Annotated in this window: 20 protein-coding genes; 18 read left to right on the top strand and 2 right to left on the bottom strand. The window is 32.1% G+C overall.

Annotation, left to right across the window (positions count from 1 at the left end):
• Positions 1-91 precede the first annotated feature (91 nt).
• A complete protein-coding gene (locus tag ACN6MT_RS19485; RefSeq protein ID WP_419887612.1) occupies positions 92-1,060 on the top strand; it encodes a hypothetical protein in 969 nt (322 codons plus the stop codon).
• 478 nt (positions 1,061-1,538) lie between these two features.
• On the opposite strand, the gene ACN6MT_RS19480 is transcribed toward ACN6MT_RS19485, so the two are convergent.
• Entirely contained in the window at positions 1,539-2,222 is a 684-nt protein-coding gene (locus tag ACN6MT_RS19480; RefSeq protein ID WP_419887611.1) for an EcsC family protein, read from the bottom strand.
• A gap of 850 nt (positions 2,223-3,072) precedes the next feature.
• On the opposite strand from ACN6MT_RS19480, the gene ACN6MT_RS19475 reads away from it, so the two are divergent.
• The 12 genes from ACN6MT_RS19475 to ACN6MT_RS19420 all read left to right on the top strand — a co-directional run bounded on the left by ACN6MT_RS19475 (position 3,073) and on the right by ACN6MT_RS19420 (position 15,603).
• On the top strand, positions 3,073-3,285 hold the full coding sequence (locus ACN6MT_RS19475; protein ID WP_419887610.1) for a hypothetical protein: 213 nt from the start codon (positions 3,073-3,075) through the stop codon (positions 3,283-3,285).
• A gap of 77 nt (positions 3,286-3,362) precedes the next feature.
• Complete coding sequence (locus ACN6MT_RS19470; RefSeq protein ID WP_419887609.1) at positions 3,363-3,749, top strand: DUF6979 family protein; 387 nt, start codon at positions 3,363-3,365, stop codon at positions 3,747-3,749.
• 45 nt (positions 3,750-3,794) lie between these two features.
• Positions 3,795-4,580 (top strand): hypothetical protein, encoded by a 786-nt coding sequence (locus ACN6MT_RS19465; protein WP_419887608.1) that lies wholly within the window; start codon positions 3,795-3,797, stop codon positions 4,578-4,580.
• Positions 4,561-5,145 carry a hypothetical protein gene (locus ACN6MT_RS19460; protein ID WP_419887607.1) on the top strand — a complete coding sequence of 195 codons (585 nt, stop codon included), beginning with the start codon at positions 4,561-4,563 and terminating at the stop codon, positions 5,143-5,145. The genes ACN6MT_RS19465 and ACN6MT_RS19460 overlap by 20 nt, the downstream gene beginning before the upstream one ends.
• A 448-nt stretch (positions 5,146-5,593) precedes the next feature.
• Entirely contained in the window at positions 5,594-5,836 is a 243-nt protein-coding gene (locus tag ACN6MT_RS19455; RefSeq protein WP_419887606.1) for a hypothetical protein, read from the top strand.
• 156 nt (positions 5,837-5,992) lie between these two features.
• Positions 5,993-6,112 carry a DnaB-like helicase C-terminal domain-containing protein gene (locus tag ACN6MT_RS19450; protein WP_419887605.1) on the top strand — a complete coding sequence of 40 codons (120 nt, stop codon included), beginning with the start codon at positions 5,993-5,995 and terminating at the stop codon, positions 6,110-6,112.
• A gap of 359 nt (positions 6,113-6,471) precedes the next feature.
• Positions 6,472-6,699 carry a hypothetical protein gene (locus ACN6MT_RS19445; protein WP_419887604.1) on the top strand — a complete coding sequence of 76 codons (228 nt, stop codon included), beginning with the start codon at positions 6,472-6,474 and terminating at the stop codon, positions 6,697-6,699.
• 468 nt (positions 6,700-7,167) lie between these two features.
• Entirely contained in the window at positions 7,168-8,577 is a 1,410-nt protein-coding gene (locus ACN6MT_RS19440) for a DUF3696 domain-containing protein (protein WP_419887603.1), read from the top strand.
• The gene (locus ACN6MT_RS19435; protein ID WP_419887602.1) at positions 8,571-9,626 is read left to right on the top strand and encodes a hypothetical protein; all 1,056 of its coding nucleotides are present in this window, start codon (positions 8,571-8,573) and stop codon (positions 9,624-9,626) included. The genes ACN6MT_RS19440 and ACN6MT_RS19435 overlap by 7 nt, the downstream gene beginning before the upstream one ends.
• A 648-nt stretch (positions 9,627-10,274) precedes the next feature.
• Entirely contained in the window at positions 10,275-12,731 is a 2,457-nt protein-coding gene (locus ACN6MT_RS19430) for a UvrD-helicase domain-containing protein (protein ID WP_419887601.1), read from the top strand.
• 77 nt (positions 12,732-12,808) lie between these two features.
• The gene (locus ACN6MT_RS19425) at positions 12,809-14,296 is read left to right on the top strand and encodes a competence protein CoiA (RefSeq protein WP_419887600.1); all 1,488 of its coding nucleotides are present in this window, start codon (positions 12,809-12,811) and stop codon (positions 14,294-14,296) included.
• A 68-nt stretch (positions 14,297-14,364) separates the two neighbouring features.
• Positions 14,365-15,603 (top strand): EVE domain-containing protein, encoded by a 1,239-nt coding sequence (locus tag ACN6MT_RS19420; RefSeq protein ID WP_419887599.1) that lies wholly within the window; start codon positions 14,365-14,367, stop codon positions 15,601-15,603.
• A gap of 133 nt (positions 15,604-15,736) precedes the next feature.
• Here ACN6MT_RS19420 and ACN6MT_RS19415 read toward each other — a convergent pair whose 3' ends face one another.
• Entirely contained in the window at positions 15,737-17,572 is a 1,836-nt protein-coding gene (locus tag ACN6MT_RS19415; RefSeq protein ID WP_419887598.1) for a DUF262 domain-containing protein, read from the bottom strand.
• A 265-nt stretch (positions 17,573-17,837) separates the two neighbouring features.
• On the opposite strand from ACN6MT_RS19415, the gene ACN6MT_RS19410 reads away from it, so the two are divergent.
• The 5 genes from ACN6MT_RS19410 to pglX are packed head-to-tail and all read left to right on the top strand — an operon-like array spanning position 17,838 to position 26,380.
• The gene (locus ACN6MT_RS19410; RefSeq protein ID WP_419887597.1) at positions 17,838-18,098 is read left to right on the top strand and encodes a TIGR04540 family protein; all 261 of its coding nucleotides are present in this window, start codon (positions 17,838-17,840) and stop codon (positions 18,096-18,098) included.
• Positions 18,095-18,691, top strand: a complete 597-nt coding sequence (locus ACN6MT_RS19405) for a DUF1819 family protein (RefSeq protein ID WP_419887596.1) — start codon at positions 18,095-18,097, stop codon at positions 18,689-18,691. Before ACN6MT_RS19410 ends, ACN6MT_RS19405 begins: the two co-directional genes overlap by 4 nt.
• Before the next feature lie 13 nt (positions 18,692-18,704).
• Complete coding sequence (locus ACN6MT_RS19400) at positions 18,705-19,271, top strand: DUF1788 domain-containing protein (RefSeq protein ID WP_419887595.1); 567 nt, start codon at positions 18,705-18,707, stop codon at positions 19,269-19,271.
• 17 nt (positions 19,272-19,288) lie between these two features.
• Entirely contained in the window at positions 19,289-22,870 is a 3,582-nt protein-coding gene (gene brxC, locus ACN6MT_RS19395) for a BREX system P-loop protein BrxC (protein WP_419887594.1), read from the top strand.
• Between the two features lie 15 nt (positions 22,871-22,885).
• Positions 22,886-26,380, top strand: a complete 3,495-nt coding sequence (pglX, locus tag ACN6MT_RS19390) for a BREX-1 system adenine-specific DNA-methyltransferase PglX (RefSeq protein ID WP_419887593.1) — start codon at positions 22,886-22,888, stop codon at positions 26,378-26,380.
• Positions 26,381-26,417 lie beyond the last annotated feature (37 nt).

Here is a 26,417-nt window from a genome sequence, read left to right as displayed (position 1 = left end):
ATACTAGAATGATAATAGTCTTCAGATTATTTTACTTCTGTTCTATAGATTAGCAGAATTTTTTCATCATTTTTTTAGGAGGAAAGAAACAGTGATAGATATTATTATACTAGCGATTGTGTCTATACTTTCTTTTGTGTTAGGTATAAGCGGTTTAATTAAACCTAAATGGACATTAATGTGGGGAGAGAAAACAAGGAAAAAAATATTGTTTACATATTTGCCAATTTGCCTAGTAACATTATTTTTACTAGGGACGACAATTGAAGCTAAGGGGGAAACAAATAAACGAACAAATGATGTATCTCAAGAAGAGTTGTTAAACAAGAAAAAAGAATCTATTAGAGATTTAGAATTGGAACTTGATAAGTTAGCAAAAAACTATGAATATTACCAGGTTACTTCTGAACTTTTACTCGAACAAACGAATTGGTTTAATGAAAAATTAGATCCTTATTTTGAGGATATTGAAGCAATCAAAAATATTACAGATAAGGCAAAGTATTTAAGTAAGTTAGAGATGGTAAAAAAGGTTTCCGAAGTTAGTCCTATAGGAGATCTTTCAGCAACTATTAGTGAAATCATAACTAACATAAAAGAATTAAATGAATTTTTGGAATTAAGTAAGAAATTAAACAGTTCAATAAACAAAATTATAACTTTACGTGATGAATACGATAAAACAAAGAATATAGTAGTACTACATGAAATCAATAAAGAGTTAACTACAAACTATATATATTTAATTGGGGACTTAGAGAAATTAACTAATGAATCGATAGATACTTTTGATACATTCGCTACATTAATTTATCAAAAACAAAACATTAAAATGGTCGTTTCCGATGCAATTGATGTGGTTAAGATATGGGACAATTCAGAAAAGCAGGCTTCAGAGGAAGAAAATACCTTGGAACAGTTAAAGGAAAATAAAAAAAATATCGAAAATGCTCCCGAGGAAATACAAAAAAGGATGAAGTTAGATTATGAGTATATTCTAAAGATACAATCGGAAATCGAGGTTATCATTGCCTTTAATGAGATTCTTTCTAAGAATTAATTATTCATGTATCTTTAATATTTAAATATGAATAACCAGAGGGCGTATCTAATAATTAAATTTAATACTTGATTTTTCGCTATTACATTAATTGCCTAGAAATTATTTAAGGGTTAAATCGTCTACTAAATAGGAAGGGAATTCGTGGAGAATGAGAAAGTAATCATTTCATTATCTTTCGGAAAAATACATCATTACAATTCCTAATACAACCACTCCAAGTTTTTTTATTAAAATTTGATATCAATAGTTTATAATACCTGCGATGGAGGTAGGATAAAGTTCCTAGATATTTAAGTTAATACACCAGCTCCTTTATGTCTAAACAAGATGGACATGAAATAAGAAACCAGACCTGGATAAAAGATAACCCTTTGCTATTTTAGCAAAGGGTTTATGTATGTAGTACAAATAATATTGAGAAGATTAATCATTATAGATCCTCCAACTTATTTAAAACAGACCTACTAATGTAATGCTATAACATATCAATAATTACAGGTTCATCATTTCTTTTAGCGTTTTGCTCTCGAATAAACACCTTGTAAGCAACATTTCCTATAGTATTTGTAGCAACTGCATCTACGGTACCGCCAATAATTCCTCCTGCTAAAGGCACCATCTTACCTAAATTTATGACTCCTTTTTCTCCAAACTTTGTTAGTAAACGAAAGCCTACAGCTTGGTTGATTTTTTTTATTACTTCGAAAGGAATTTTTTTAATACCGGTTACTGCAAGTTTTTTTCCTATCTGAACGCCTGCATTTTTAAGAATATCTTTAGCTCCATTTCCAGCTAAACAGGCATAAACAAAAGATTTAACCTGGTCATCTTTTACATCATAACCACCCATATGGGCAATGGCTGCAACCATTCTCATTTGAACTAAAATAACGCTCGTAATATTTGCGGGAACAGCAAAAGGTAATGTAATAAGTCCTCCCAAACCTGTTAAAAATCCACTAGTAGCACTTTTGGTGTTTTGCCATAGTATTAAATTTTTAATTTTTTCATCTAATGTACCATTTTTTTGCAAATAACTATCAGCTAACTCTAAAGCGGTATCAATTCCAGGGACACCCCCATTAATTGCTTTATCATAAGACCAATCTAAAGCTTTCATTATGGCATCGTGTGTTAAAGATTTAGTATTTGACAACATTGCTCACCTTTCTTCTAGAAAATTATGGTAATATTATACTACAACATTAAGTGTTAAAAATGATAGTTTTTTCTCTTTAATAAATTAAATAATATAGAATTGTGATTAAAAGCTTATGAAGTTGGGATATGGAAGATTAATGAAGGTATAAAAAAAGTGGAATTCTCTGTTATTGAATCAGAAATAATATTAGAAGGTAAAATGTAGAAAGATTTTCATTTCTTCTAATGGTCTTTTATTAATTGGTAGGCAAGTTCAAACTGAGTATGGTAAATATTTTGAAATGCTCGCTATAGATGGAGATGGAAAACTACATATTATTGAATTAAAGAAAAATAAAACACCTCGAGAAGTAGTTGCCTATGCATTAGATTATGCTTCCAGGGTTCAGAATCTTTCATATGATTAAATATTAAAAATATTCGAAGATAGTTTACCAAATAAGTTGAATGACACACATCAGATTACAATTGTTTCGTCACAACTTTATAGTCAGACAGAGAGGATAATAAATTACTTATCGGTTTGCATCTATTAATGAGAAGAAATTAAGGCTGGATTCTCTTACTTCCGAACGGCAAGAGAAGTAATGCCCGTATTGGCAAAATAGCATTTGATAATAATTCTAGGATATATCTGGAACTTAATTATGTAAATTTGGATGGACTTTCACACTTGGATGAATTTAAAAGCAAAGTTTGGAAACTTACTGATCACGAACGTAAATCTCTTCATGCTGGGGGAGTAACGTATTGCTATGTTGGGGAAAATCTCTCTTTTGCATTGAATTTAATAGATGAAGCAAATAGAACACATTTTTATTGATTACAAAACTGAAGGAGATGGTTGTATGGCAAAAACCTATAAAAAAGATAAGATAGAAAATTTATATCATTTAATTAAAATTTTCCAAGATCATACAAAAGAGAAGGTCAAAAGAGAAGTGGGCCATTCAAATAGAAGATACCTAATAGGTCAGTACGAAGCCTATGAAATAGTACTTACTATAATGGAAAAAGACTTTAACCTAACAGATGAATCAAAGGATGATATATCGGTTTAGTTAAGTCAAGTAATTTAAAAGCCTATAAAGCACGAATAAGAATGCAAATTAAATTGGTGGAAAAGGTGGAAGTTTCCATGGGGAAATATGGACAATCTGCTATCGAAGCAGTCTCATTATTAAGCACTAATCCTTTGGTAACACCAAGGGAGGCATGGAATCAAGCTACGACTGACATCTTCGGGAAGGGGACATCCAGTCAATTAAAAGGGTGCCCAAGAAGTACATTTTTAGGGTTATTTGAAGAGGGATGCATAAAAGGAGTAGCTGCAGGTAATTATCATTTGAAGTCTACAAAAAACAAAGAATATGGGATTAGGGCAGTAGCACTAATTAAGAAAGATCCATCATTGGTCCATGATGTGAACCAACTTTGGGACAAAGTGGTTGGGGGTGAAGTTAAGGCACACAATTCCCAGATGGATATTGTCGTTACCCTTTGGAATAATCGCTTATTAGTATAGAAGAAAAGTAGTTAGAGAAATTTTACTGTTATGGAGGTGTGTCAGTTGATCGCAGAATTGCATAATAAAATTTCTGCTGAGAGCAATAACCTAGAACGGTCTGAAGATAAATTAACAGGTGACTTTTTTGGTATTATGCGTTACCTTCCCTTTGAAATAGGGATGAAACCAATCCTTCTACCAGTTAGATTTAATGTAAAAGAGATTTCTCAAGATTGGATGAATCGTATACATTTAGAAAATGGTTATTTGACAGACATGCAGTTTTGGTACCGCCATGAAGAAGGAGAAATTGATTTGCTTATCCCACTTGGTACGATCAACATTGGAATAGAGATTAAATATTTAAGCGGCATTTCCTCAGAGGATGAAAAGACCGAAGTAGGTTTGGAGTATGAGGATAGCTGTAATCAGTTAGCACGTTATTCAAGGATGTTGAAGGATATCTCCCATGATAAAACACCATATTTAATTTTTTTAGCTCCATTTAAAATAATGCGGGAGGTAATGCATTCAATACAGTCACGTTCTATAATTGCCCCTGGTGTGTTTCTTGGATTTTTATGCTGGGAGGACGTTCTCGATTCACTACGGGAAATTGATTCTGTTTCTCTAGATCCAGGTCAACAAATGATCATCAATGATTTACGAAATCTCTTACTTAAAAAAGGGTTTTCGAGATACAAGGGACTCTCAACAGATATTCATTCTAAAACGGTGGAAAAATATGATTTCTATTGTTTTAATGCAACTATTACAAAATTACATAACTATAATTGGTCAAACCAAAACATATACGAGGAGGATTACTATGTGTTTAGTAACCAATAATCTAGGGCAAAATATTAACAATGCAGTAAATGTTTTACTAGAAACATATAAAAACTTAGATAGCTTGTTTGTGGAGTTAGATAGAATTGGTGAAGAAGAAGGATTTATCTCTCTTACACCGAGATTTTTACGCTGGAAATCAGATACTGATCCAACTGGGTGGTTACCAACTAATTTTATTAAATTATATCAATTGGAAACAGATCCTGATGTTCCAGGAGAATTAGAATTGAAATCTGGCTCCTTATTTGGATTGGAGATCGATTTAGAATCCAATGACTATCCGACAATCTCTCTAACAAGATACACTTTTGATTATTCAAAATGGACCAAAATGCCATCCATTTCAGATCACTGGATATTCTATGGTCCTTTTAGGTACAATAATTTGTTTAATATCAATGAAGAGAATGGTCTTTGGACAAGCGTGCCGATAGAAAAAGCACAAAAACGATATTGGGGTATACAAAAAGCCGTTTCAAGAGATATTCCATTAGTTGAAATTACAAATCCTGAAACAATCAGAACAAAGATATATCAGGGACTAGACCTGTTACCAAGATAAATAAATTTGGATATTAGTATGTAACTCCCAACACCTATAAGTAAGAGTTTGCAACGAAGGAGAAGAAGAAGTCGGAAGTCCTCATCTTCCACAGTTTTTATCCGAAAATAAAGAAAAACTGCCTGTAATATAGTGGTCATATCCGATTCTGATATGTGGGATAAAGGAGTTCCTGCTATTACGTATTCTTTAAGAGGTCTGTGTGCTCTGGAGGTCTCCCTTATAACGGCGATTACGGATTTGCATTCAGGAATGTTCGGCGGGGGAGTTCAGAACGCTAACCATTTTTTAGTGCAACTGCTTTCTACTCTTTATGATGCAAACAGCAAGGTAAATGTTGATCAGTTCTACGATGATGTTTTAGAAGTGCAATAACGGGTATACCTCGACGAAATGACATAAGGTTTCCAAGTTGGGGAAGTGACCATTCTGTGCAGCAAGACCATTGATGGGAAAAACCGATGTGATGCTTCATTTTGTTAATATGTCGGTTTGGGCAGGATTTCTGCCTCACGTATTTTCCTTAGTAATACCTGAAAAGCTCATAACCTCCCGTTTAATGGGTGATCCAAAAGGAATGTTTTCTCAAAAACAAAAGAATAAATGGTTTGATGTATTTGATGTAATTAGTGATCTCGGAGAAACTAATATGCAAATATTGATGGCGCTGGACAAACGATTGCTGAAATGAGAGCGAAAACAAATCTATAAAAAGTATCGGTTTCTTGTGTGGAAATTGATTCATCATTTTTCTATTTAACACTCATTCTATCAAGTCAATCTTACGAAGGAGATTTCCAAATCCCTCAGAACAAAGGCAAAGGAATTCGATTGTCTGGTCATTTGTTTGGCGCAGCTCAATCGATCGGTGGAATCAAGTGTCAATAAACGGTCGATGATTTCTGATATTCGGGAATCTGGCAGTGTTGAACGGGGGGCTGATGTCATTTTGTTCTTATTTCTTTAAAATTATTATGACAAGGAAACGGATAATCATTCCCTTGAAATCAATATCTCGAAAAATCGAAATGGTCCAGTTGGATCAATTGAAGTCAATTACAGTGAGCATACAGGAAAGATAGAGGACCCAAAGGAAGCGAAGTATACTGTTATCTAACCACTCAAGGACGAAACGGATGAACGATATAAAATCTACTACTGAGGTGTTATCCCATGTTAGTGAAAGATCTTTACCTTGATTGTATCCTTTATGAAATATCCTTTTTGGCCAATTACATCTACCACTTATTATAGAAGAAACTATCATTAGATGACGACGCAGCCTAAATAGAATTAGTAAAAGCAGACCTTCAGAAAGTAAAAGAATTGATCCAAAATAATGTATTGGTTATTCAGAAAAATTGCATTTACTCACTGAAAATGAATCAGATGGATATTGTTTTTATCTTTGCAGCAAGCGAGGAAGATGCAATCCATTTTTATACAAGAATATTTCATCAAACCCCATTGAACTCTAATGAATATTTACTAGATTTTCAACTTGCAATTGATGCACCGGAGTCAAAAAGTCCAAAAACCTGGGTCCAACTTTAAGTAAAGGACACTTCCATAAGGAATAGCGAGCTAGTAAACATCGGAAAGTTAACATTAGAGTTTGAAAAGCGAAACATAGGAGTTTCCTACGGGCGCCTGTTGTCCTATGTATTTGTTTATGGTGAATGATTCAAGGGACACTGCTAAAAGAGGGGTACGCAAGAGTAGCATTTATCATGATCCACCCTATTAATAGGTATTACATGTTTATTGTGTTATCAACATTTGATTAATTTTTATTAAACACGCAAATAAAACAGTACCAAAGCGGAGGTACACAATAAATTTTTCATTTTAAACAATTTATAGATTCAAACAACATAAATGATCCAAATTGGACATCAAACTCCCAACTTAGAATGGAAGTTTTAGTAAAGAATAAAAGTAAATAAAATGTCTAGGTAACTAGAAATTAGTGGGAATTATGATAAAGTAATATATATTATTAATAAAAGAGGAGGAAATAACATGAAAAGCTTTCATTTGGAAAATATAAAAGGTTTTAAGGATAGTGGAGAAATTGAGTTAAAACCTATTTCAATTGTAATAGGGCAAAATAGTTCTGGGAAAAGCAGTGTTCTTAGATTTCCACTGGTTTTAAGGCAATCTTTTTTAGATGACTCGATTGCTCCTTTATTATTTTATGGGAAAACAATCGACTATGGCAACTATGATGATGTAATTTATCAACACGATACTAGCCAGTTTATGTCCTTTAAAATAAAAATTAGTAAGAGAGATATTATTAGACAAGTACCAATTCCTATGAGGGTTTTTAAGGAGTTTTTTGCGGAACTAAATGAATTAATTTTAATGGTGCAAATCTCACTTAATAGCAATAGGTTTTTACAAGTTGATAAGTTTAGTATAACCGATGGTCAAACAAATAGAGAAATTTTCTCAATGGACGTTACAGATGAAATGAAAACAGCCCGTATGCATTATGATGGGAACGAATTTAAACTTAACAAAGATAGTGTATATTTTGATAAATTCTTACCAGATTTTAGAGTTGCTAATTTAAATGAAGGAAAAGTTAACGATGAAATTTTTGATAGGTTTTACTATTTTTTTATTAGTTTAAATAGATACTTTAATTCAATTGCTAATGAAATTTTTTATATAGGTCCGTTTAGGGTTACACCTGAAAGAACATATCGTTATAAGGAGAATGCAGTAAATTATGTAGGTGCTGATGGAGAGTTTGCTCCAGTAATATTAGCACAAGATAGTAAAAAAGATGGAAAACTTATTCGTGAAGTATCAAAATATCTAAAAGAACATTTGGGCTTTAGTCTTTCAATTGAGAATTTATTAGGTAGTGATTTAAATACTCACACTGACATTTTTAGGATTATGATAAAGGACCATATTACAAACGTCACAAATAATTTAATCGATGTAGGGCACGGATTGTCTCAACTTATTCCAATAATTGTACAAGCTTTAATGGATAATTCCAATAGTAATAATAGAAATAGACCAAATAAAAGATTATACAATTATGGTCTACATATAATTGAACAGCCAGAATTACATTTACATCCAGCAGCGCAATCTGCTTTAATAGACTTATTTTTACTTGCTATAAAAAAGAATAAGAATAAACATTTTTTAATTGAGACACATAGTGAACACATGTTAATTAGACTAAGACGATATATTGTAGAAGGAAAATTAAACAAGGATGATGTTGCATTATATTTTACTTACAAAGATAAAAATGATAATACGAATAAAATTAAAAAATTGGATATAGATGAAAACGGTAATATTCCGGAATGGCCGGAAGGCTTTTTTGAAGAGGATTATCAAGAAACGATTGCATTAAGAAAGGCAATAAAGGAAAAGAATCGAAAGGGAGATATTTTGTGGTAATAAATATTGCAGATGATGTTCTTAAAGAAGGAAAGACTAATCCTCAAATCCTTACTGCATTAAAGTATCTTTTTTATTTTTTTGAAAGTGGTTATCATAGTTGGTGGTTAACATTAAACGATGATGAAGAACTATATAATATTAATGAGCTAAGTAGTTTCAGAGAATTCATCATTAAACAAATTAAAAAGGAATCACTTAAGGGAGGTGGCTTAGAGCCACCGAATTATTATGTAAAAATATTACCGAATAAAAATAGTATTGAACAAACAAAATCGGAAATTGAAAGACAATACCCAAATGCACAACTTTTATTGTTAGTCGATGGTCATAGATTAAGAATTGAGGAAAATGGAAGAGTTTGTGAGATTATTAGTATCGATATACTTGAAAGTTTTGTTGGAGATAAGCTTAAAGTTGTATTAGAAGATATTAGATCTGATAAGTTATTTATTATGAAAAGTTTAGAGTTACTAGAACAAATCCAAGAAGAAGATTTAAGCAAACTAAGACTGGAATTTATTAATGGAGGGGGTAGTAATATAAAAAACCAAATCGAACATTATCAGTGTAAGCATAGGGTTATTTGCATTATAGATAGTGATCATGTTGCACCTGGTCTTTACCTTAATGATAAAGAGAGAAGAAAGAAAGAAAAACTAATTCGTTTATGTAATTCATTAGGAGTCCCATTAAAGATTTTGTCAAAAAGAGAAATAGAAAATTATCTCCCAGATCAAGCCCTAATTGCTCAAGGAGTTAATGAAAATCATCCGTTTTTTATTTTCAATGACACTCAGAAGGATTATTTTGATATGAAAAATGGATTAAAAAAGAACGATCTGGATTTAAGTATTTGGCAAGATAATGCTGGGTTGGATTCAGATGAAGTTGCTGCAAGCTCTTCCGAAGAAAATTTAATTTTAAATGGGTTTGGAGAAAGTATTTGGCAGGCATTCCAATATGTTAATAGCAAGGAAGAACTGGAATCAAGAGACCAAAATAATGAAATACAAGCCATTTTAAAAGAAATTTTACATATGGTTTAGTAGAATTTGGGTATTATACTTGTTTATTGGACTACAGGATATGGAATCATTTGAGGTTGCTCCTGATTTTTGGTGATATGGATATGATGATGGATATTTTTAAAATATACGATAGGTTAATAAATCTGCTTTCAGAACATGAACAGATATCTTTTTTAATGGAATAAACGAGACGATAGGCAGCGACGAGACCGCTGCCTTTTTTGTTATTAGATTAACTCTAGATATATTACTGTGTTATATTTTGGTAAAATAAGAATATTAAGAATAACTAAAGGAATTGGGTATTTTGTTAATACACCTGGTTATAAATTATTTAAAAGTATAAAAGAAATACATACACTTAGTACTGGTTCAGTTACCAAAATAATATCTGTTGACGGCTATTCTAACTTTTGATTTATAAAAAAAAAATGCTACTTAGAAACCAGATATTGAAACTTCCAGATAAATAAGTGCCTTTCACTTGTTAAATACTACAGATTTCGACTAGTGACAGGGATTTTATAGAGAAAATACCAGTGACCTGCCAAAAAAGTAGAATATTAATGACGCTTACATTATGTAATTTTATCCATAATAAAACATAACTTCAGTATAATAGTAATATCGAATCAGTTAACTTGTGGGCACCGAGGTGAATATGTTTTGAGCAATAACCAAGATTTTTTTGATCGTAAGAATAAGGAATTAGGGGTTTCCTTGAATGAAGTCCAAAAAAAGGCTGTTCTTCATACTGAGGGACCATTACTATTATTAGCCTCACCAGGCTCAGGTAAAACGACTACGACAATTATGAGAATAGGGTATTTAATTGAAGAAAAGGGAGTAAATCCGACCCGAATAAAAGCAGTGACCTACAGCAAAGCAGCCGCTTCCGATATGAAGAATAGGTTTACTCACTTCTTTTCGAATCATTCAAAAGACGCAGTTGATTTTTCAACTATTCACAGTCTTGCATATCAGGTAGTAAAAGATTACCTAAACAAAATGAATACTACCTATAATTTTCTAGAAGAAAAGAATAAGAAACAAATCTTGAAGGATATATTTAGAAGAATTGTTGGAGAAAAAATCACCGAGGATCAAATGGATGAATTAATAACCTACATAACTCTAATAAAAAACAAATTACTTCAGGAAAAAGATTGGGCGACCATAAAATGCGAGATTCCAAATGTCCAGCAAATTTATAAAGAATATGAAAATTATAAGAAAACGGGTACGAGTAGGTTATTAGTGGATTTTGATGATATGTTGACGTTAGCGAATGAGGCATTAGAGAAAGATAGTGGATTACTTAACGAATACCAGCAAAAGTATGATTATTTTCTTACTGATGAAAGCCAAGATACGTCCATGGTTCAACATTCCATTATTGAGAAGTTGGTTAGAAATCATGGAAATCTGTATATGGTAGCCGATGACGACCAGTCAATTTATGCTTGGCGTGGGGCAGAACCGCAATATTTGCTGAACTTTAAGCAAATATATCCACATACTGAAATTCTGATGATGGGGCAAAATTACCGGTCATCAAAGAATATAGTTGACGCTGCAAACCAATTTATTAAACAAAACAAAAATCGTTATGATAAGAACATGTTTACAAAAAACCCGGCACATAAACCCATTGGAATTAAGAATTTTGCCGATTATAAATACCAATCAAAGTATTTGGTTGAAAAAATAGCAGGTATAGAGAATCTAAAAGATTTTGCCGTTTTATTTAGAAATAATTCATCCGCTATCTCGATCATAAATGAATTTGATCAAGCAGGTATTCCTTTTTATATCAAGGATCATGAGATTCGTTTCTTTTCACATTGGGTAGTCAAGGACGTATTAAACTTTATGCGCTTGAGCTTCAATGACAGAAAACCTGAGATTTTTGAGAGGATTTATACAAAGCTAAGCTTATATCTATCAAAGGAGCACCTCGCTCAAATAAAGCAAGCCAATAACAATCATTCAATATTTGATAATTTACTAAATTTCACGAAGTTGAGTGATTACCAGGTAATGTTAATAAAAAACTGTAAAAATAACTTTCAATTGATGAAAGGGAAAACTCCTCTCCAAGTAATCCATTTGATTCGGTATGAATTTGGCTATGAGGATAAGCTAATGAGCATGTCCGAGGAATTGGGTTTCAACCAAGATTTTTTAATTGGAATTCTTTACACTTTAGAAGAAATTGCCGAGTCATTAAATACGATTGAAGAGTTTGCAAACAGGCTCAAACATCTCGAATCCATAATGATTGGTGCAAAAGAAAATAAGAATAAAAACGTTGTTACACTTTCCTCTTTACACAGTTCAAAGGGTTTAGAGTTTAAGAGTGTCTTTATGGTGGATTTGATTCAGGGGATTATTCCTTCAAAAGATGATTGTAAACAATCTGAGTCTGGTAACACACTTCCTTTAGAGGAAGCTGTGCGGTTATTTTATGTTGGAATGACGCGGGCAGAGCAACAATTAGAACTGCTTTCCTACAGAAAACAGTATGGAAAAGAAGTAATAACTTCACAATTTGTAACGACAGTAAAGGATATCCTCTCACCACCTGTCCAAAAAGCGAAAGAAGTTCCAATAAAGAAAAGGTCAACGAATCTTGGCAAAAATCAACATTATCCAAGTTCGCCTGGACGTATTAATACGCAGCAAGACAGAAGCTGGGGGAAAAGTCCTAGTAGGTTAACCCAAGAGCTTGAGGAACTTTTACAAAAACAAAATGAACAATTGGCTTTAGAGGCTAATGCTATTATAAAGCCCAAGAATACCATAAGTAAAGCAGTGGAAACAATCTCATATGAAAAAGGTATAGTTGAGTTCATTCAAAACAGAAATAATCCTGTATTTCTAGTAAGTGAGCTTTGCCAATATCTTATAAAAAACTATCAAGCTCCATTGGACAAATATCAAAGTGGAAAATATAAAATTTATCCCACTGTCATTCGTGAATTAGAATTATTAATAGATTCAGGAAGTCTTGAATTCGCCGGAGATAAGGGGATACAGGATCGATATTACAAAAAAATCTCAATAGTAACCTCCACAACGGAAAAGGAAAATGTGCCTATACAAATCTCTTTATTTGATTGAGAGCCGAGAAAAGATATAACTCACAATGATAAAGTTGATAGAATGACAAAAAAATTATTAGGAATATGGAGGAAATAATGTATAAAGCTCTACACAAAAATAATCCAATTAATCTCTTATTGTCTGTCAATTTAGAGAAGAAGGAATTGTTAACATCGGAACAGTATAGGTCTGAATATAAATGTCAAGTTTGTAACGAATCAGTTAAGATTGCATGGGGAGATGTTAGAGCACCTCACTTTAAACATAACCCTAGTTCAAAATGCATTAATAGTGTTAGTGAGAGCCTTGAACATCTAAAAGGTAAGAAGATACTCTATGAATATTTCTTAAATGTAATTAATCATAAAACACAAGAAATAGATTTGGAACGATATATCCCTGAGACAGGTCAAATTGCAGATGTGTTTATAAAATTTAACAATGGCGTACAGTGGGCCATTGAATATCAGCGTTCAAACATTTCACCGTCAGAAATTAAGGATAGAAGAGAGTTATATAAAAAAGCAGGAATTCGGGATATTTGGATAGTAGGAGAAAATGTTATTAAAGATGACGGGATGCTTCTCTGTGGAATATTAAATGTTGGCAAAGCACTTATTACAGACTTTTTAGGAGTACCATCACTAGTTTGCTTAAATTCTGACACTGAGTGTATTACAATCTATAGAGGTCTGAGCTGCCTAAATACTAAGAGCTATACTGTTGAATCAGTATATTCTCATAAATTAAATGACATATGTTTTAATTTATGGGGAGAAATCTTTTGTATTGATGATTATACGTCAATAGATTTCAATGCAAGTTATAATGAATACCAAAGTGTTTTATTACATGGGTTAACACATAATATTGAAAGTCTTTTACCATCAGAAACTCCTGGATTTAATTTTAAATTTCCAATTGAATCCGAAGGTAATGATTTACAGTTTCATCATATCAATATTACTGAAGACATAAAGAGATTTATTCCTGCAGAAATGGCCAATCTTAAATTATTTACAGATTTAGTAAAAGATCCAATTACATATAATCAAGATTTTCAATATTTTAATGTAAAAGGTGTATATCCTGCCAGGTGGGAATCTTTGTTTAAAAAGGAAACACATCATGTATCTTTAGTAGAAGCTATCGTAACAAAAAGTTGGTTGGTTGAGGGATTGGTAAATATATATAGGAACAAGTTTCAAACAATGAAGGAATTATCTGAGGAACTGAAATATATAGAGGTCGAATTCGGTATACCGTATTCTACAAAGATGTATTGGTTAATGAAATCCGGATTGTTAGAAAAGGAAGTTCCAAAGAAAGAACTAAAGAACCCGATAACACTTGACGAAGCACTTCTAGTGTTATTGAAAATAATCAATAAAAATATAAATCCTGATGAAGTGATTGATTATTCTATTAATAAAGGAATCCTATTTAAAAGAGAAAAACCTGAATTCTTTAATATTAACCTTTTATCAAATATTATAGTTAGATTAAAAAAGAGAATTCCTGAGTCTAAAGAATATCACAAAGGATATAAAGAAGGAATTGGGTTATGGAACACTGAAAACTAATTAAATAATTCGTTAATATGAATTAATAATGGTAATAAAATGGGGATCAAGTTTAGGAGTGAATAAGATTGTTATCAGAAAGCGCAAAACTACTTCTTCAATATTTGGTAAATAATTTAAATGATATTAAAGCCGGAGATCCGTATACCTACCTCTCGTATAAAAAAGTACATCAAGACATTGGTCTTGAATTAATCGGGCAAACTTATGGACAAAGTCTGAGAGTTCAAGGATTAGGAGAATTAGCTGATTGGCTTTTTAAAAATAAATTGCCAGCAATTACAGGTATTATTGTTAATTCAGAAACCTATATTCCAGGTAAAGGGTACTATGAAGCATTTAATAGGAGTAATGATGATTTTCTTTGGTGGAGTAAACAAATAGAAGAATCAAAGAAATTCAATTGGAATACAAAAACTACCTATTCATCTACATCGAGTGGTAATCAAAAAACATGGATATTTCAAGGAAACCCTGATGATTTTAAGGTGGATACATATATTAACGAAAACAATAAAATATGGTGGTCATTAAATCAACAGCACTTTCTTCATGACATTTCAACAGGAGATATTGTTTATATCTGGCGATCTGATGGTAAGAATAGAGGAACAGGTGGAATTATAGCAAGGGGTGTTGTTAGTGGTAGTTCTATCCTTAATATTCCACCTAGTAAATATTGGATAAAAACTCAGGAAAATACTGAAAAATATAATATTCCAATCACTATTGAAAATCGACTTCTTAAAGAGAATCATATACGAAGAGCAGATCTGCGTGAAAACCCAAATCTAAATGACTTACTAATACTTCGTATGGCAAACAATACAAACTATTTAGTAAAGGAAAGCCAAGCTAAAATACTACATAAGATTTGGGATAAATACGTGAATCAACAAACTAAGCTAATAAAAAAATCTCAGCTTAAAGAAACAGTAAGAAAAGATTTAGAGGCGGATAAAGCTCAATTTGACTCTTTTTATAAAGACGGTGAACTCAAACACTATTACGGAAACCGATATGAAAGGAAAGCGAAAAATCGATTAAAAGCAATAGAAATTCATGGTACCACATGTACTGTTTGTAACTTCAATTTCGAAGATATTTATGGAGATCATGGCAAAGACTTCATAGAAATTCACCATATTAAACCACTGAGCACACTTGGTGTTGCAACAGAAATTGACCCAAGTACTGACTTAGTACCTGTATGTTCAAATTGTCATAGGATGTTACATAGAAATCGTGATAATGTTTTAACCGTGGATGATCTTAGGAAGATGGTAAACCTCAACTCTCGTCATTAATCATTTAATAAATATTTTTCTAACATAAAAGATCGGATTAAATGACATCATCCAGTTGGATGATGCCATTATCGTTATATACTTTTTTATTTGAGCTTTATCATCTTTCTAAAAGTTACAGATCTATAAATTCTCATAAAGCTAATAAACTTATGTTCTCTTCATTCCAAATTAATTCTGATATTTCTTTATAAAGTTTCTGCCTATTTTCAATCTCAGATTTCCCAAATTGTGAATAGGGTTTGAAGCTTAGGTTATGATCAGTAATAAACTTTAAGAATGAGGGGTTATTTATGTAACACTTGTCATTTAGCGACCGGGCTAACAAGTTTTCACTATAATACAATTGAAGCTTTTCATTATATGGTTTATCCTGAAAACTTCTATTCTTATCCTTTGGCAAAATTAATAATGCACCAAATTTATTCCTGTATATATCAAATTCATTTTCGTTATTAAACTCTGTAGAATAAAGACTATAATCGTTTGCTAAGATGTGCTCAATATCATATGAATTTTTTTGAGACCGGTCAATGTAATTAACAAAGCTACTATTTATTTTGCTTTTCTGCTCAACAAAATAGGTAAGTCTAGACATAATATGTAGCATATATCGCTTTGTAAAACCATTTAAATAGAAGTCTAAAATACCACTCAAATTATGTTGGAGTTTTAATTCTCTTATTTCTTTTAATAAAGTTAATGTCAATTGATCAATATTAAGATTTCTTATTTTCTTTGATAAATTAAACATTGCATTTTTAATAGCGGAATAATCAACTGTTTTAAAATTCACTACTCTATTTATTATGTATTGGTCTAAGAAACAAGAAACCATTTTAATCTTCTTATTCTCTTCTTCAGGTGTATCTTCAGGATTAATAGCAGCAAGGATTACCATGTTTTGTAGAGTGAAATTATTATTTGCATTATAAAATACGTATTCATAATCCTTATCGAAGTGTGAGGAGTAGTGTTTTAACCGAATATACAAACGTGCGTACTTTAAAAATTTATTTAAAATAAAATCCTCAAAGTCTGAGCTTCGCTCAAGGTTTATTTTACTAAGATTTTCTCTGAACCACTTGTGAAAGGTTGTACCGATAATATCAAAATCTTGATTAACTGCTCCTTTCTTTGTTTCACGTATTGATTCAGCATATTGGGCACGTAACCAGGTTTTGATGAAGTCAGAATCTTCGTCTTTACCGAGATCCTTTAATTCCAAAACGTTATTTTTCCATACAGTATTTGCTGTATTTCTATTTGAGTCATCTTTAATTTCTGAAAGCAAGAATCCTTTTAACATTTCAGTTGGAGTTAAACTTAGACCTCTATCATTCATAGTCACAAATATTTTATGTGCATCTTGCTCTGTGGTTGCGGTGATTTCAATAAAATCTACTTTTTCAATTAACCAATCTACAAAAAAAGGTAGACTGTCCTGATTAATTGAATCAGGGAAAACTTCTTTAATGTCATGAAATCGCTCAAATAAATTTCTGACTGATTCTGGTTGCCCATCAGGGTTAAAGTTCTGTTTTGTATATAATGCATTTAAACAAGCATTTCTTTCTATGACATTAATATTGAAAGACTTTTTTCCGAACTGTTTAGAATAAATGAGGTTTTGGAGAATTCCCTTATCATCAACATCTGAAAGCTCATGGTATAAGTAAATTAAAAGTAGTGTTAAAGATGTGAGTCTTTGTTGACCATCGATAATGGCAATTTCGTTATTACTTTCAGTTAATACAATTGATCCCATGAAATAATGACCATAATTTATGATTTCACTCCGATCGTGACCGGACTCATACTGATCCAGGAACTCTGAAGTTAGGTCTTCAATTAATTCCTCAATTTGTTTCCTTCCCCACATGTATTCCCTCTGATAGTAATGAACAGTATATTTAATTCCAGAAAGTAGATGTCTTAAATTTTTGGGCTGACCTTTAATTTGCTTCAATAATATAACCTCCTTCTCTAAGTGAATTTTAGCAGAATTAGGAAACGAATAAAACCATGCAGCTGGAAATACAGCCTGTTATACCAATTTATATAAATCATGTTAAGTGAATAATTGAGAAAATGGTTAATTTATTTGTGCGAAGCCTTTATACATGTGATTATTATTTTTATATAAATTATTTGGTATTGTCTTACAAAAAAAGTAAGAGTAAAATAATAATTAAGTATAATTGGAGTTAGAGGTGACATTAGTGGAGTTGAAAATGTTCTATCGTACACAACGAGAGGTAGCAGCTGCGATAAATAAACTCGTCGATGCATACTGGCAAGAAGAAATTAAAGAACAAGGACTTATTTCTGGTGTTAATAATATTTTTGATAATAACCAAAACAAGATATTGAAAAATAACCAATTCACAAAAGTTGTTCAACAACAATGTGGGAAACGAAGACTAGAGGTAGTAGATAAGATTTTACGGAATGGTAGTGATAAACCGTCTCTGAGGAAGGATTTTGACGCATGACAAAAGAATTAGTATATAGTGCAAACCTTACAGGGGTTTCTTTTTTGCTACATGAATTAAAACAAGTATTAAAGCTTAAAAAGAAAGGCTTATCTGATGATGATATTAAGAAAAAAATTATAGAGGATAATATATTTGAATACAAAGTAACTTCCAGTTTAAAAAGGATTGTTCCGACTATTATCAAGAGAGCAAATGTGCTTGACGAGTCGCTGCAAGATTTGATATTGAGTAGTCCTTTAGAAATAGGTAAAATTATTAACCTCTATGCCATCATGAAGACTGATAGACTATTCTTTGAATTTATGAATGAAGTCATTCGAGAAAAGTTAAATGCTAATAATTATCTACTTGAGAAGAAAGATTTAAATGTATTCTTTATAGAAAAAGCAGAGCAAGACGAAAAGTTGGGGAAATGGTCAGAACTTACTCTAAATAAATTGAAACAAGTTTATATGAAAATACTTTATGAAGCTGGGTTTATAAGAGATAAAAAATCATGCGATTTAAATAGGATATTATTTGATGATGAAATTAAACGACAAATAACTTTTCTAGGTGATACAGCATATTTGAAAGCAATGGGTGAGTGAAAGGAATGTAAAGATGGCTAACATTAATAGAAGACTTGATAAAATTATTCCAAAAATTAGAGAGGACAAGTTCATACAAGGTCGAGGGCTTGGTAATGAAATTAGTTTTTATGTTTTTGACTATGAACCTATTGAAGAGTTAATCGTCAGGGATTATGTTAATCATATAAAAAGGGAGTTTAATTACGAAGGCTCTGGCCGAAGGATTGTTGAATTTGATTTATATAAGATGTTACTTGAAATCGCTAAGGAAAAGAGGATTTTTGACCGAGCTTTTGAGGTAGAAGTTAAACAGGGTAAAGAAGCTCTATATAAAGCAATGACTACATTTGCTAAACCTGATATATTTTTGCGAAAGATTAAAGAGCAATTGGGCGATCACAATGTTGTACTTATTACAGGTGTAGGCAAAGTCTATCCATTTGTAAGATCACACACTATTTTAAATAACCTACAAGAAGTGATTGATAAAATACCCGTTATCATGTTTTTCCCTGGAAAATATGACACCCAATCACTTCAATTATTTGGGAAATTTAAAGATGACAATTACTACAGGGCCTTTCGGTTAGTCGATTAGAGAAAAGGGGGATATAGATGATCATTAAGGAAATGTTCCAGAAAGATATTGAAAGAGATATTAGAGGCGTTATTAAAGTAGCGCAGACTGACGAGGACAATATTTATCAAGAGCTTGATGAATATGTTGTCACAAGAGAGTTAAACAAGCATTTATCAAAGTTTTATGAGAACTACCAAAAAGGTGTAGACGGTACTACAGATAAAATGGGTGTATGGATTAGCGGGTTCTTCGGATCAGGTAAATCACACTTCCTGAAAATCCTTGCCTATTTACTTGAAAATAAAAAAGTAAAAGATAAAAATGCAATCGACTTTTTTCAAGATAAATTGCAAGATCCTTTAATCTTAGCAAATATGAATCGTACGGCTGATGTAGAGACAGAGGTTATCCTTTTCAATATTGACTCCAAGGCATCTTTAGATAGTAAGTCAAAGGAAGATGCAATCCTACGTGTGTTTATGAAGGTATTCTATGAACACAGGGGTTATTTCGGAGACATCCCTGGCGTGGCAGAAATGGAAAAATACTTAGATCAAAAAGGTGTTTATAAAGCCTTTAGAGACGAGTTTAAGACACTTTCAGGTGAAGATTGGGTAGACCGCCGTAATACTTTCTATTTTGATGCTGACTATGTGATAGGAGCATTAACCAAGGTTACGGACATGTCGGAAGAGTCTGCTCGAAATTGGTTTGAAAATGGTGTCAATAATTTTGAAATCAGTATCGAAAAGTTTGCGAAAGACGTAAAACAGTACATAGACCAAAAGGGTAAAAACTTTCATCTTGTCTTTTTAGTCGATGAAATTGGGCAGTTTATTGGTGACAGCCGTAACCTTATGCTAAATCTTCAAACTCTTGCAGAGGACTTAGGTACTTATGCAAAAGGTAAAGTGTGGATCATGGTTACTTCCCAAGAGAGTATTGATAGTATCGTCAAGGTAAAGGGGGATGACTTCTCACGAATTCAGGGCCGCTTTGATACCAGGTTATCACTTTCATCTATCTCTGTTGATGAAGTAATCAAGAAGCGTATCCTACTAAAGAAAGATTTTGCTAATGATAAGCTCAAATTGATATATCCAGAAAAAAGTGCGATTTTGAAGAACTTGATTAGCTTCAAAGAAAGTACAGCAGATTTAAGAGGATATGATAATGAACAAGAGTTTGCAGATGTTTATCCATTTATTCCTTATCAGTTTAAACTTCTGCAAAATGTTTTTGAACAAGTTAGAAGACATGGTTCATCTGGTAAACACCTTTCAGAAGGTGAACGTTCTATGTTATCGGCATTTAAAGAAGCGGGGTTACGTTTCAGGGATGCAGAAGAAGGTGTGTTAATTCCATTCTATTCCTTCTATGATACGATTAAAGAATTTCTTAATCCGACCATTTCGAGGGTAATTGAGGGAGCATACGAAAACCCTGCTCTTAAAGATGATGAATTTAATATGAACCTCTTGAAAGTGTTGTTTATGATTAAGTACATCAAAGAGCTTCCTGCGAATCTTGACAATATTGCTACGCTTATGGTCACAAACATTGAAGAAGATAAATTAGAACTAAAAGAAAAAATTAAAGCTGCATTAAGAAAACTTATTTCTCAAACGCTTGTTCAGAAAAACGGTGAATTCTTTATCTTCCTAACAGACGATGAACAAGATATCAACCGAGAAATTAAAACGATTAATGTAGATGAAGATGTTATCAAAAGAGAACTTGCCAACTATATTTTCCAAGACCTTTATGATGAGAAAAAATACCGTTATTCACCGGAATATTCGTTTTCTTACAATCAAAAAATGGATGAAAAGAATCATGGTAATCAAACAGCAAGTATAGGCATTTCCATTCTCTCACCATTATCAGATCACTATGGAAAATCAGAACAAGAATTAATGATGATGTCGTCGGGAAATGGTGAATGTATCATTAAACTTGGTGGGAATGAATCTTATATCGAAGAAATGGAAGAAGTTCTAAGAATTGAGGAGTATCGCAAGAAAAAGAATATTACACAGCTTCCAGAAAGCATTCAAAACATCCTAAATAATAAGCAAGCAGAGGTTCGTGAAAGAAGACGAAGAGTTCGTGAATTATTAGAAGATGCGATTAAGAGTGGACAATTCTTCATAAACGGAGACAACGTTACGATTAAAGGTTCAACAGTAAGGGAGAAAATCAATACTGCTCTAAACTCCTTAGTTGACAATGTATATACGAAATTAGGATACGTAAAGGAATTCTTAGATAGTGAAAGAGAACTTCTATCGGTATTAAACTCCAAAGAAGAGCAAATGTCCTTAAGTACAGAAATAAAACAAGTACCAAATGAATTAGCCATAAAGGAAATTTCAGACTTTATTACACTTCAAGATTCGATTCAAAAGCAGATTCGAGTCAAAATGATTTTAGATCGTTTCCATGATAAGCCTTATGGGTGGAGAGATCTGGATATTCAGCGGATGATTACTGAACTGTTAAAGGATCAAAAAATTCGTATCCGATATAATTCTGAGTATTTGGAGCCAGAAGTGGATGCAAGTAAAATCGTAACGATACTAACAAAAACAAATGAAGCAGATAAAGGTATTATTCTAAAACGTAAAAAGGTCGATGAAGCACTCATTAAAATAGCCAAGAAAGTTTGTAAAGAAGTTTTCAATAGAACGGACTTACCAGATGATGAAGACGGCTTAGTGAAGGAAATTCGAACACTAATTGAGAAACAAATGGATGAAATTAATGCTCTCAAGGTGCGCTATGAAGGTAGAAAGTATCCTGGTATGAGCTTACTTAATAAAGGATTAGAGTATTTTGGTGAGTTCCATAAAGGATTAGATAATGCTTCATTTTTCGCCAAAATGAAAGAGCTGCAAAAGGATCTTAGTTATTGGGAAGAGGACATGACTTACGTCAAGAGCTTCTTTAGTACGGATCAAAAGGATATTTTTGATAAAGGACTATCAGCTATCAATAAGTATGAAGAAAATAAGGCGTATCTCATTAGTGATGAAGCTGATAAGCATGCAACACAATTAACAGATATTTTAAATGATCCGATTCCTTATGGGAAAATCAAGCAGATTCCTGAAATCATCAAGAAAATTGAGAATCAAGTTCAACATGTCCTATCGGAGAAGAAAGAAAATGCTAAGTATAAAATTAAAGTTGATTATGATTACCTATCTCTGAAAGCGAAACAATATGGCGTATCTACTGAAACAAAAGAACAAATCGAACGTTACTATCCTGCATTATTAAGCCAAGTTGAGGCATTTGTTGATATTTATAAGGTAGATGCAACGATTTCTCAAAGCACAAGTTTTAAGGAAAAGTATGAACGGAAAATTAACCAAGAAATTCAGGAATGGCAAAGAAGAAACGTGGTAAAGCCTCCTGTTGTGATAGAAAGAGGAGAAGACGTAGATGATGGTGGACAAGTTGCTACGGTGCAAAAACAAAAGATTAGAGCCTCAGAACTAATTGTCGTGAAAGAATTACGTTCAGAAGAGGATGTAGACCAGTATATCAACACGTTATCGAATAAGTTAAAGCAGATTATTAAATCGAATAAAGAAATCGAGTTTATTGAATAGTCGGGAGATGTCGGAATGAATAAATCAGCTCTGAAAACCTTTGCGACAAGTGCCAGAAAAGAGCTCTTGAAAAAAGTTGCAGCAAAGGCAATGAAGATTGGAATTACAGAAGAAACAATTAAAAAAGCAGACGTTGAAAGCTCGGATGCCATCTTTATCGATGGCAGACAGCTTTCAAAAGAAGAAAAAACTCAAAGAGATAAGTTAATTGCTCGTATAAATCAATTAGGTTTTAAGCAAGTGATGGAAGAAGTTGCTTATAATTGGTTTAACCGTTTTACAGCATTACGTTTTATGGAAGTAAACGATTATCTGCCAACAGGCGTAAGAGTGTTGTCATCTTCAAATCCAAATAGTGCTGATCCAGACATGCTAAATGAGGCATTAGAATTGGATTTAGAAGTCGAATTAGATAGAGAGCATATCTATAATTTAAAATTAAACAATGAAACGGAAGAATTGTTCAAGTATTTAATTATAAAGCATTGTAATGACTTTAATCGGTTCCTACCATTTATGTTTGAAAAAATTGATGATTACTCTGAAATTCTATTTCCAGAAGGGTTATTAACCAAAGAATCATTTATTCGTCAGATGACTGATACAGGCTTTATTTCAGAAACCGATTGGGACGAAGTTGAGATTATTGGTTGGTTGTATCAATACTATAATACAGAGTTAAATGAACTTGTATATGATGGGAACATGTCTAAAGGCAGGATTCCCAAAGAGCTGCTACCTGCGGCCACACAATTATTTACACCAGATTGGGCAGTAAAATATATGGTTGAAAATTCAATTGGACGATTATGGTTATCTGGACATCCTAATGAAAGTTTGCAAGAATGTTGGAAATATTATCTTATCAGTATAGTTGAACAAAATGAGTCGATTAGACTTCAATACAGTGAATATAATCCTGAAGATATAAAGGTTTTAGATCCATGTATGGGTAGTGGGCATATTCTTGTGTATGCTTTTGAAGTATTAATGCAAATTTATCAATCAAAGGGGTATCTACCAAGAGAGGCCGCAAAGTTAATTTTACAAAAAAATCTGTATGGCTTGGAAATAGATGATCGAGCTTATCAATTGGCATGTTTTGCATTAGTAATGAAAGCAAGAAAATATAATAGACGTATTTTTGATGAAAATATTACTCTGAATTTATATTCAATTGTTGAAAGTAATAGGCTCAGCAATGAAAATATAAAGGATGTAATTAACTTAGAAGAAAAGGATTTGGAAACTGCTCTTTATTTAATAGACGTTTTTAAAAACTCCAAGGAATATGGTTCAATTCTAAAAATAGAATCAAGGGATTTTAATTCACTATATAGAGCATTGCAGTATACTTCTCAGGAGATTGGTGATTTATTTCAAAATTATTTACTGAGTGAAATAAAGGATTTAATGCCAAGACTAATAAAACAAGCTCAAATAATGACAGAAAAGTATGATGTAGTAATTACTAATCCACCTTATTTAGGAAATTCACGTATGAGTCCTTTATTAAATGATTATGTAAAGAAAAATTTCCCTGATACAAAATCTGACTTATCTATGGTTATGTATCAAAAGTCAATTGAAAGCTATTCAAAACAAGATGGATTTATTTCTTTTATTACAACAACTTCATGGATGTACTTAAAGAGATTTGAGGAATTCCGAAAAATGATTCTTGAAAAAATGGAATTTAGTTCACTGGTTGATTTTGGAACGGAGTTGTTTGATGGGAAAGTTGGTCACAATCCTATAGTATCATGGGTAAATAGAAATTCTATTATGAAAAATGGGATGATAGCAATAAGATTAACAGATTATTGCTACAGTAGGAGAGATCAGAAGGAAAGCCAATATTTCAATTTGGAGAACAGATATTATCCAAACCAAGAGAATTTTAACAAAATACCAGGTAGTCCAATTGCTTATTGGTTGTCAGAGGTTTATTTTGATGTTTTTAAAAATAGTAAAACATTTAAAGATTATGCAAATGCAAGAGTAGGATTGGATTCTGGAGACAATGAAAGGTTTTTAAGATATTGGTTTGAGGTGGAAATTAATCGAATTGGCTTTAATGCAAAATGCAAAGAGGATATATTTAATAATAACCTAAAATGGGCATTACATACAAAAGGAGGTGCGTTTAGAAGATGGTATGGAAATTATGAATACGTTTTAGCATATGACGAAAAGAGTTATCAAGAACTACTTGAAATGGGCAATCATTTGCCATCAAGAGATTTTTATTTCCGAGAAGGATTTAATTGGTCAAGAGTAAGCTCTGCAAAATTATCAATAAGATATACCCCAGAAGGATACATATTTAATTCAGGATGTCCCACTGCATTTACTGATAAATCAAATTTACTCTATTTTATTGCATTAATGAACTCTAAGGTTATTCATACCATTTTACAAGTCATCAACCCAACCTTAAACTTTCAAGCAGGTAGCATTAATGTTTTGCCTATTAAAGTTACAGATGATGAAAATATAAAAGCTAAAATTAATAATATAACAAAAAAGTGTATTGAAATTTCGAAAAATGATTGGGATGATTTTGAAACTTCATGGGATTTTAAACAACATCCAATTATTAGCCTTAAAAGAGATTCAGAAACAATAGAATCATCATACAAGGAATGGAAATTATACAGAGAACAACAATTTAATCAACTTAAAGCGAATGAAGAAGAGTTAAACCGTATTTTTATTGAATTATATGGTCTACAAAACGAGTTGTCGTTTAGAGTAGAGGACAAGGAAGTAACTATCCAAAAGGCTGATTTAGAAAGAGATATAAAGAGTTTTATCTCTTACGCAATAGGTTGTATGTTAGGTCGTTATTCGTTAGATAATGAAGGGATAATTTTTGCTTCTCGTGAATTTGATTCTTTCTACTATAATAAATTCAAATCGGTTGATGACAATATACTACCAATTTTATCTGGTGCTTATTTTGAGGAAGATATAGTAACGAAATTTATTGATTTTGTAAGGGTTATGTTTGGAAAAGAAAAACTTAAAGATAATCTTGAATTTATTGCTGATGCAATTGGATGTAAAAAAGGAGAAACTGCAAAGGAAACATTACTACGTTATTTCATAAACGATTTTTATAAGGATCATGTTCAGACATATAAAAAGAGACCGATTTATTGGTTATTTACTTCTGGAAAACAAAAGGCATTTAATTGTTTAATTTATATGCACCGTTATGATAAGACAACTTTATCTCGTATTCGTACTGACTATTTACACGAATATCAAATTCGCCTTGATGCGGAGAAGAAGGATTTATTGAGCATTATTGAGGGCGATTATACCACTAAGGAAATCAGCAATGCTAAGAAGGAGTTGAAGACATTAGACAAGAAAATTGAAGAGCTTAAAGAGTACGATGAATTGTTGCACCATATGGCAGATATGCAAATTGAGATTGATTTAGATGATGGTGTAGCGGTTAATTATGAGAAGTTTAAAGGGCTTGTAGCAAAAATAGTATAACAGTCATGAGGATATGCCAGTTATGACTGGTGTATCC

The sequence above is a fragment of the Neobacillus niacini genome, from assembly GCF_048572935.1.
Lineage (GTDB): Bacteria > Bacillota > Bacilli > Bacillales > Cytobacillaceae > Neobacillus > Neobacillus niacini.
The sequence above is the reverse complement of the archived record's forward strand: the minus strand, read 5'-3'. Positions and strand labels throughout refer to the sequence as shown.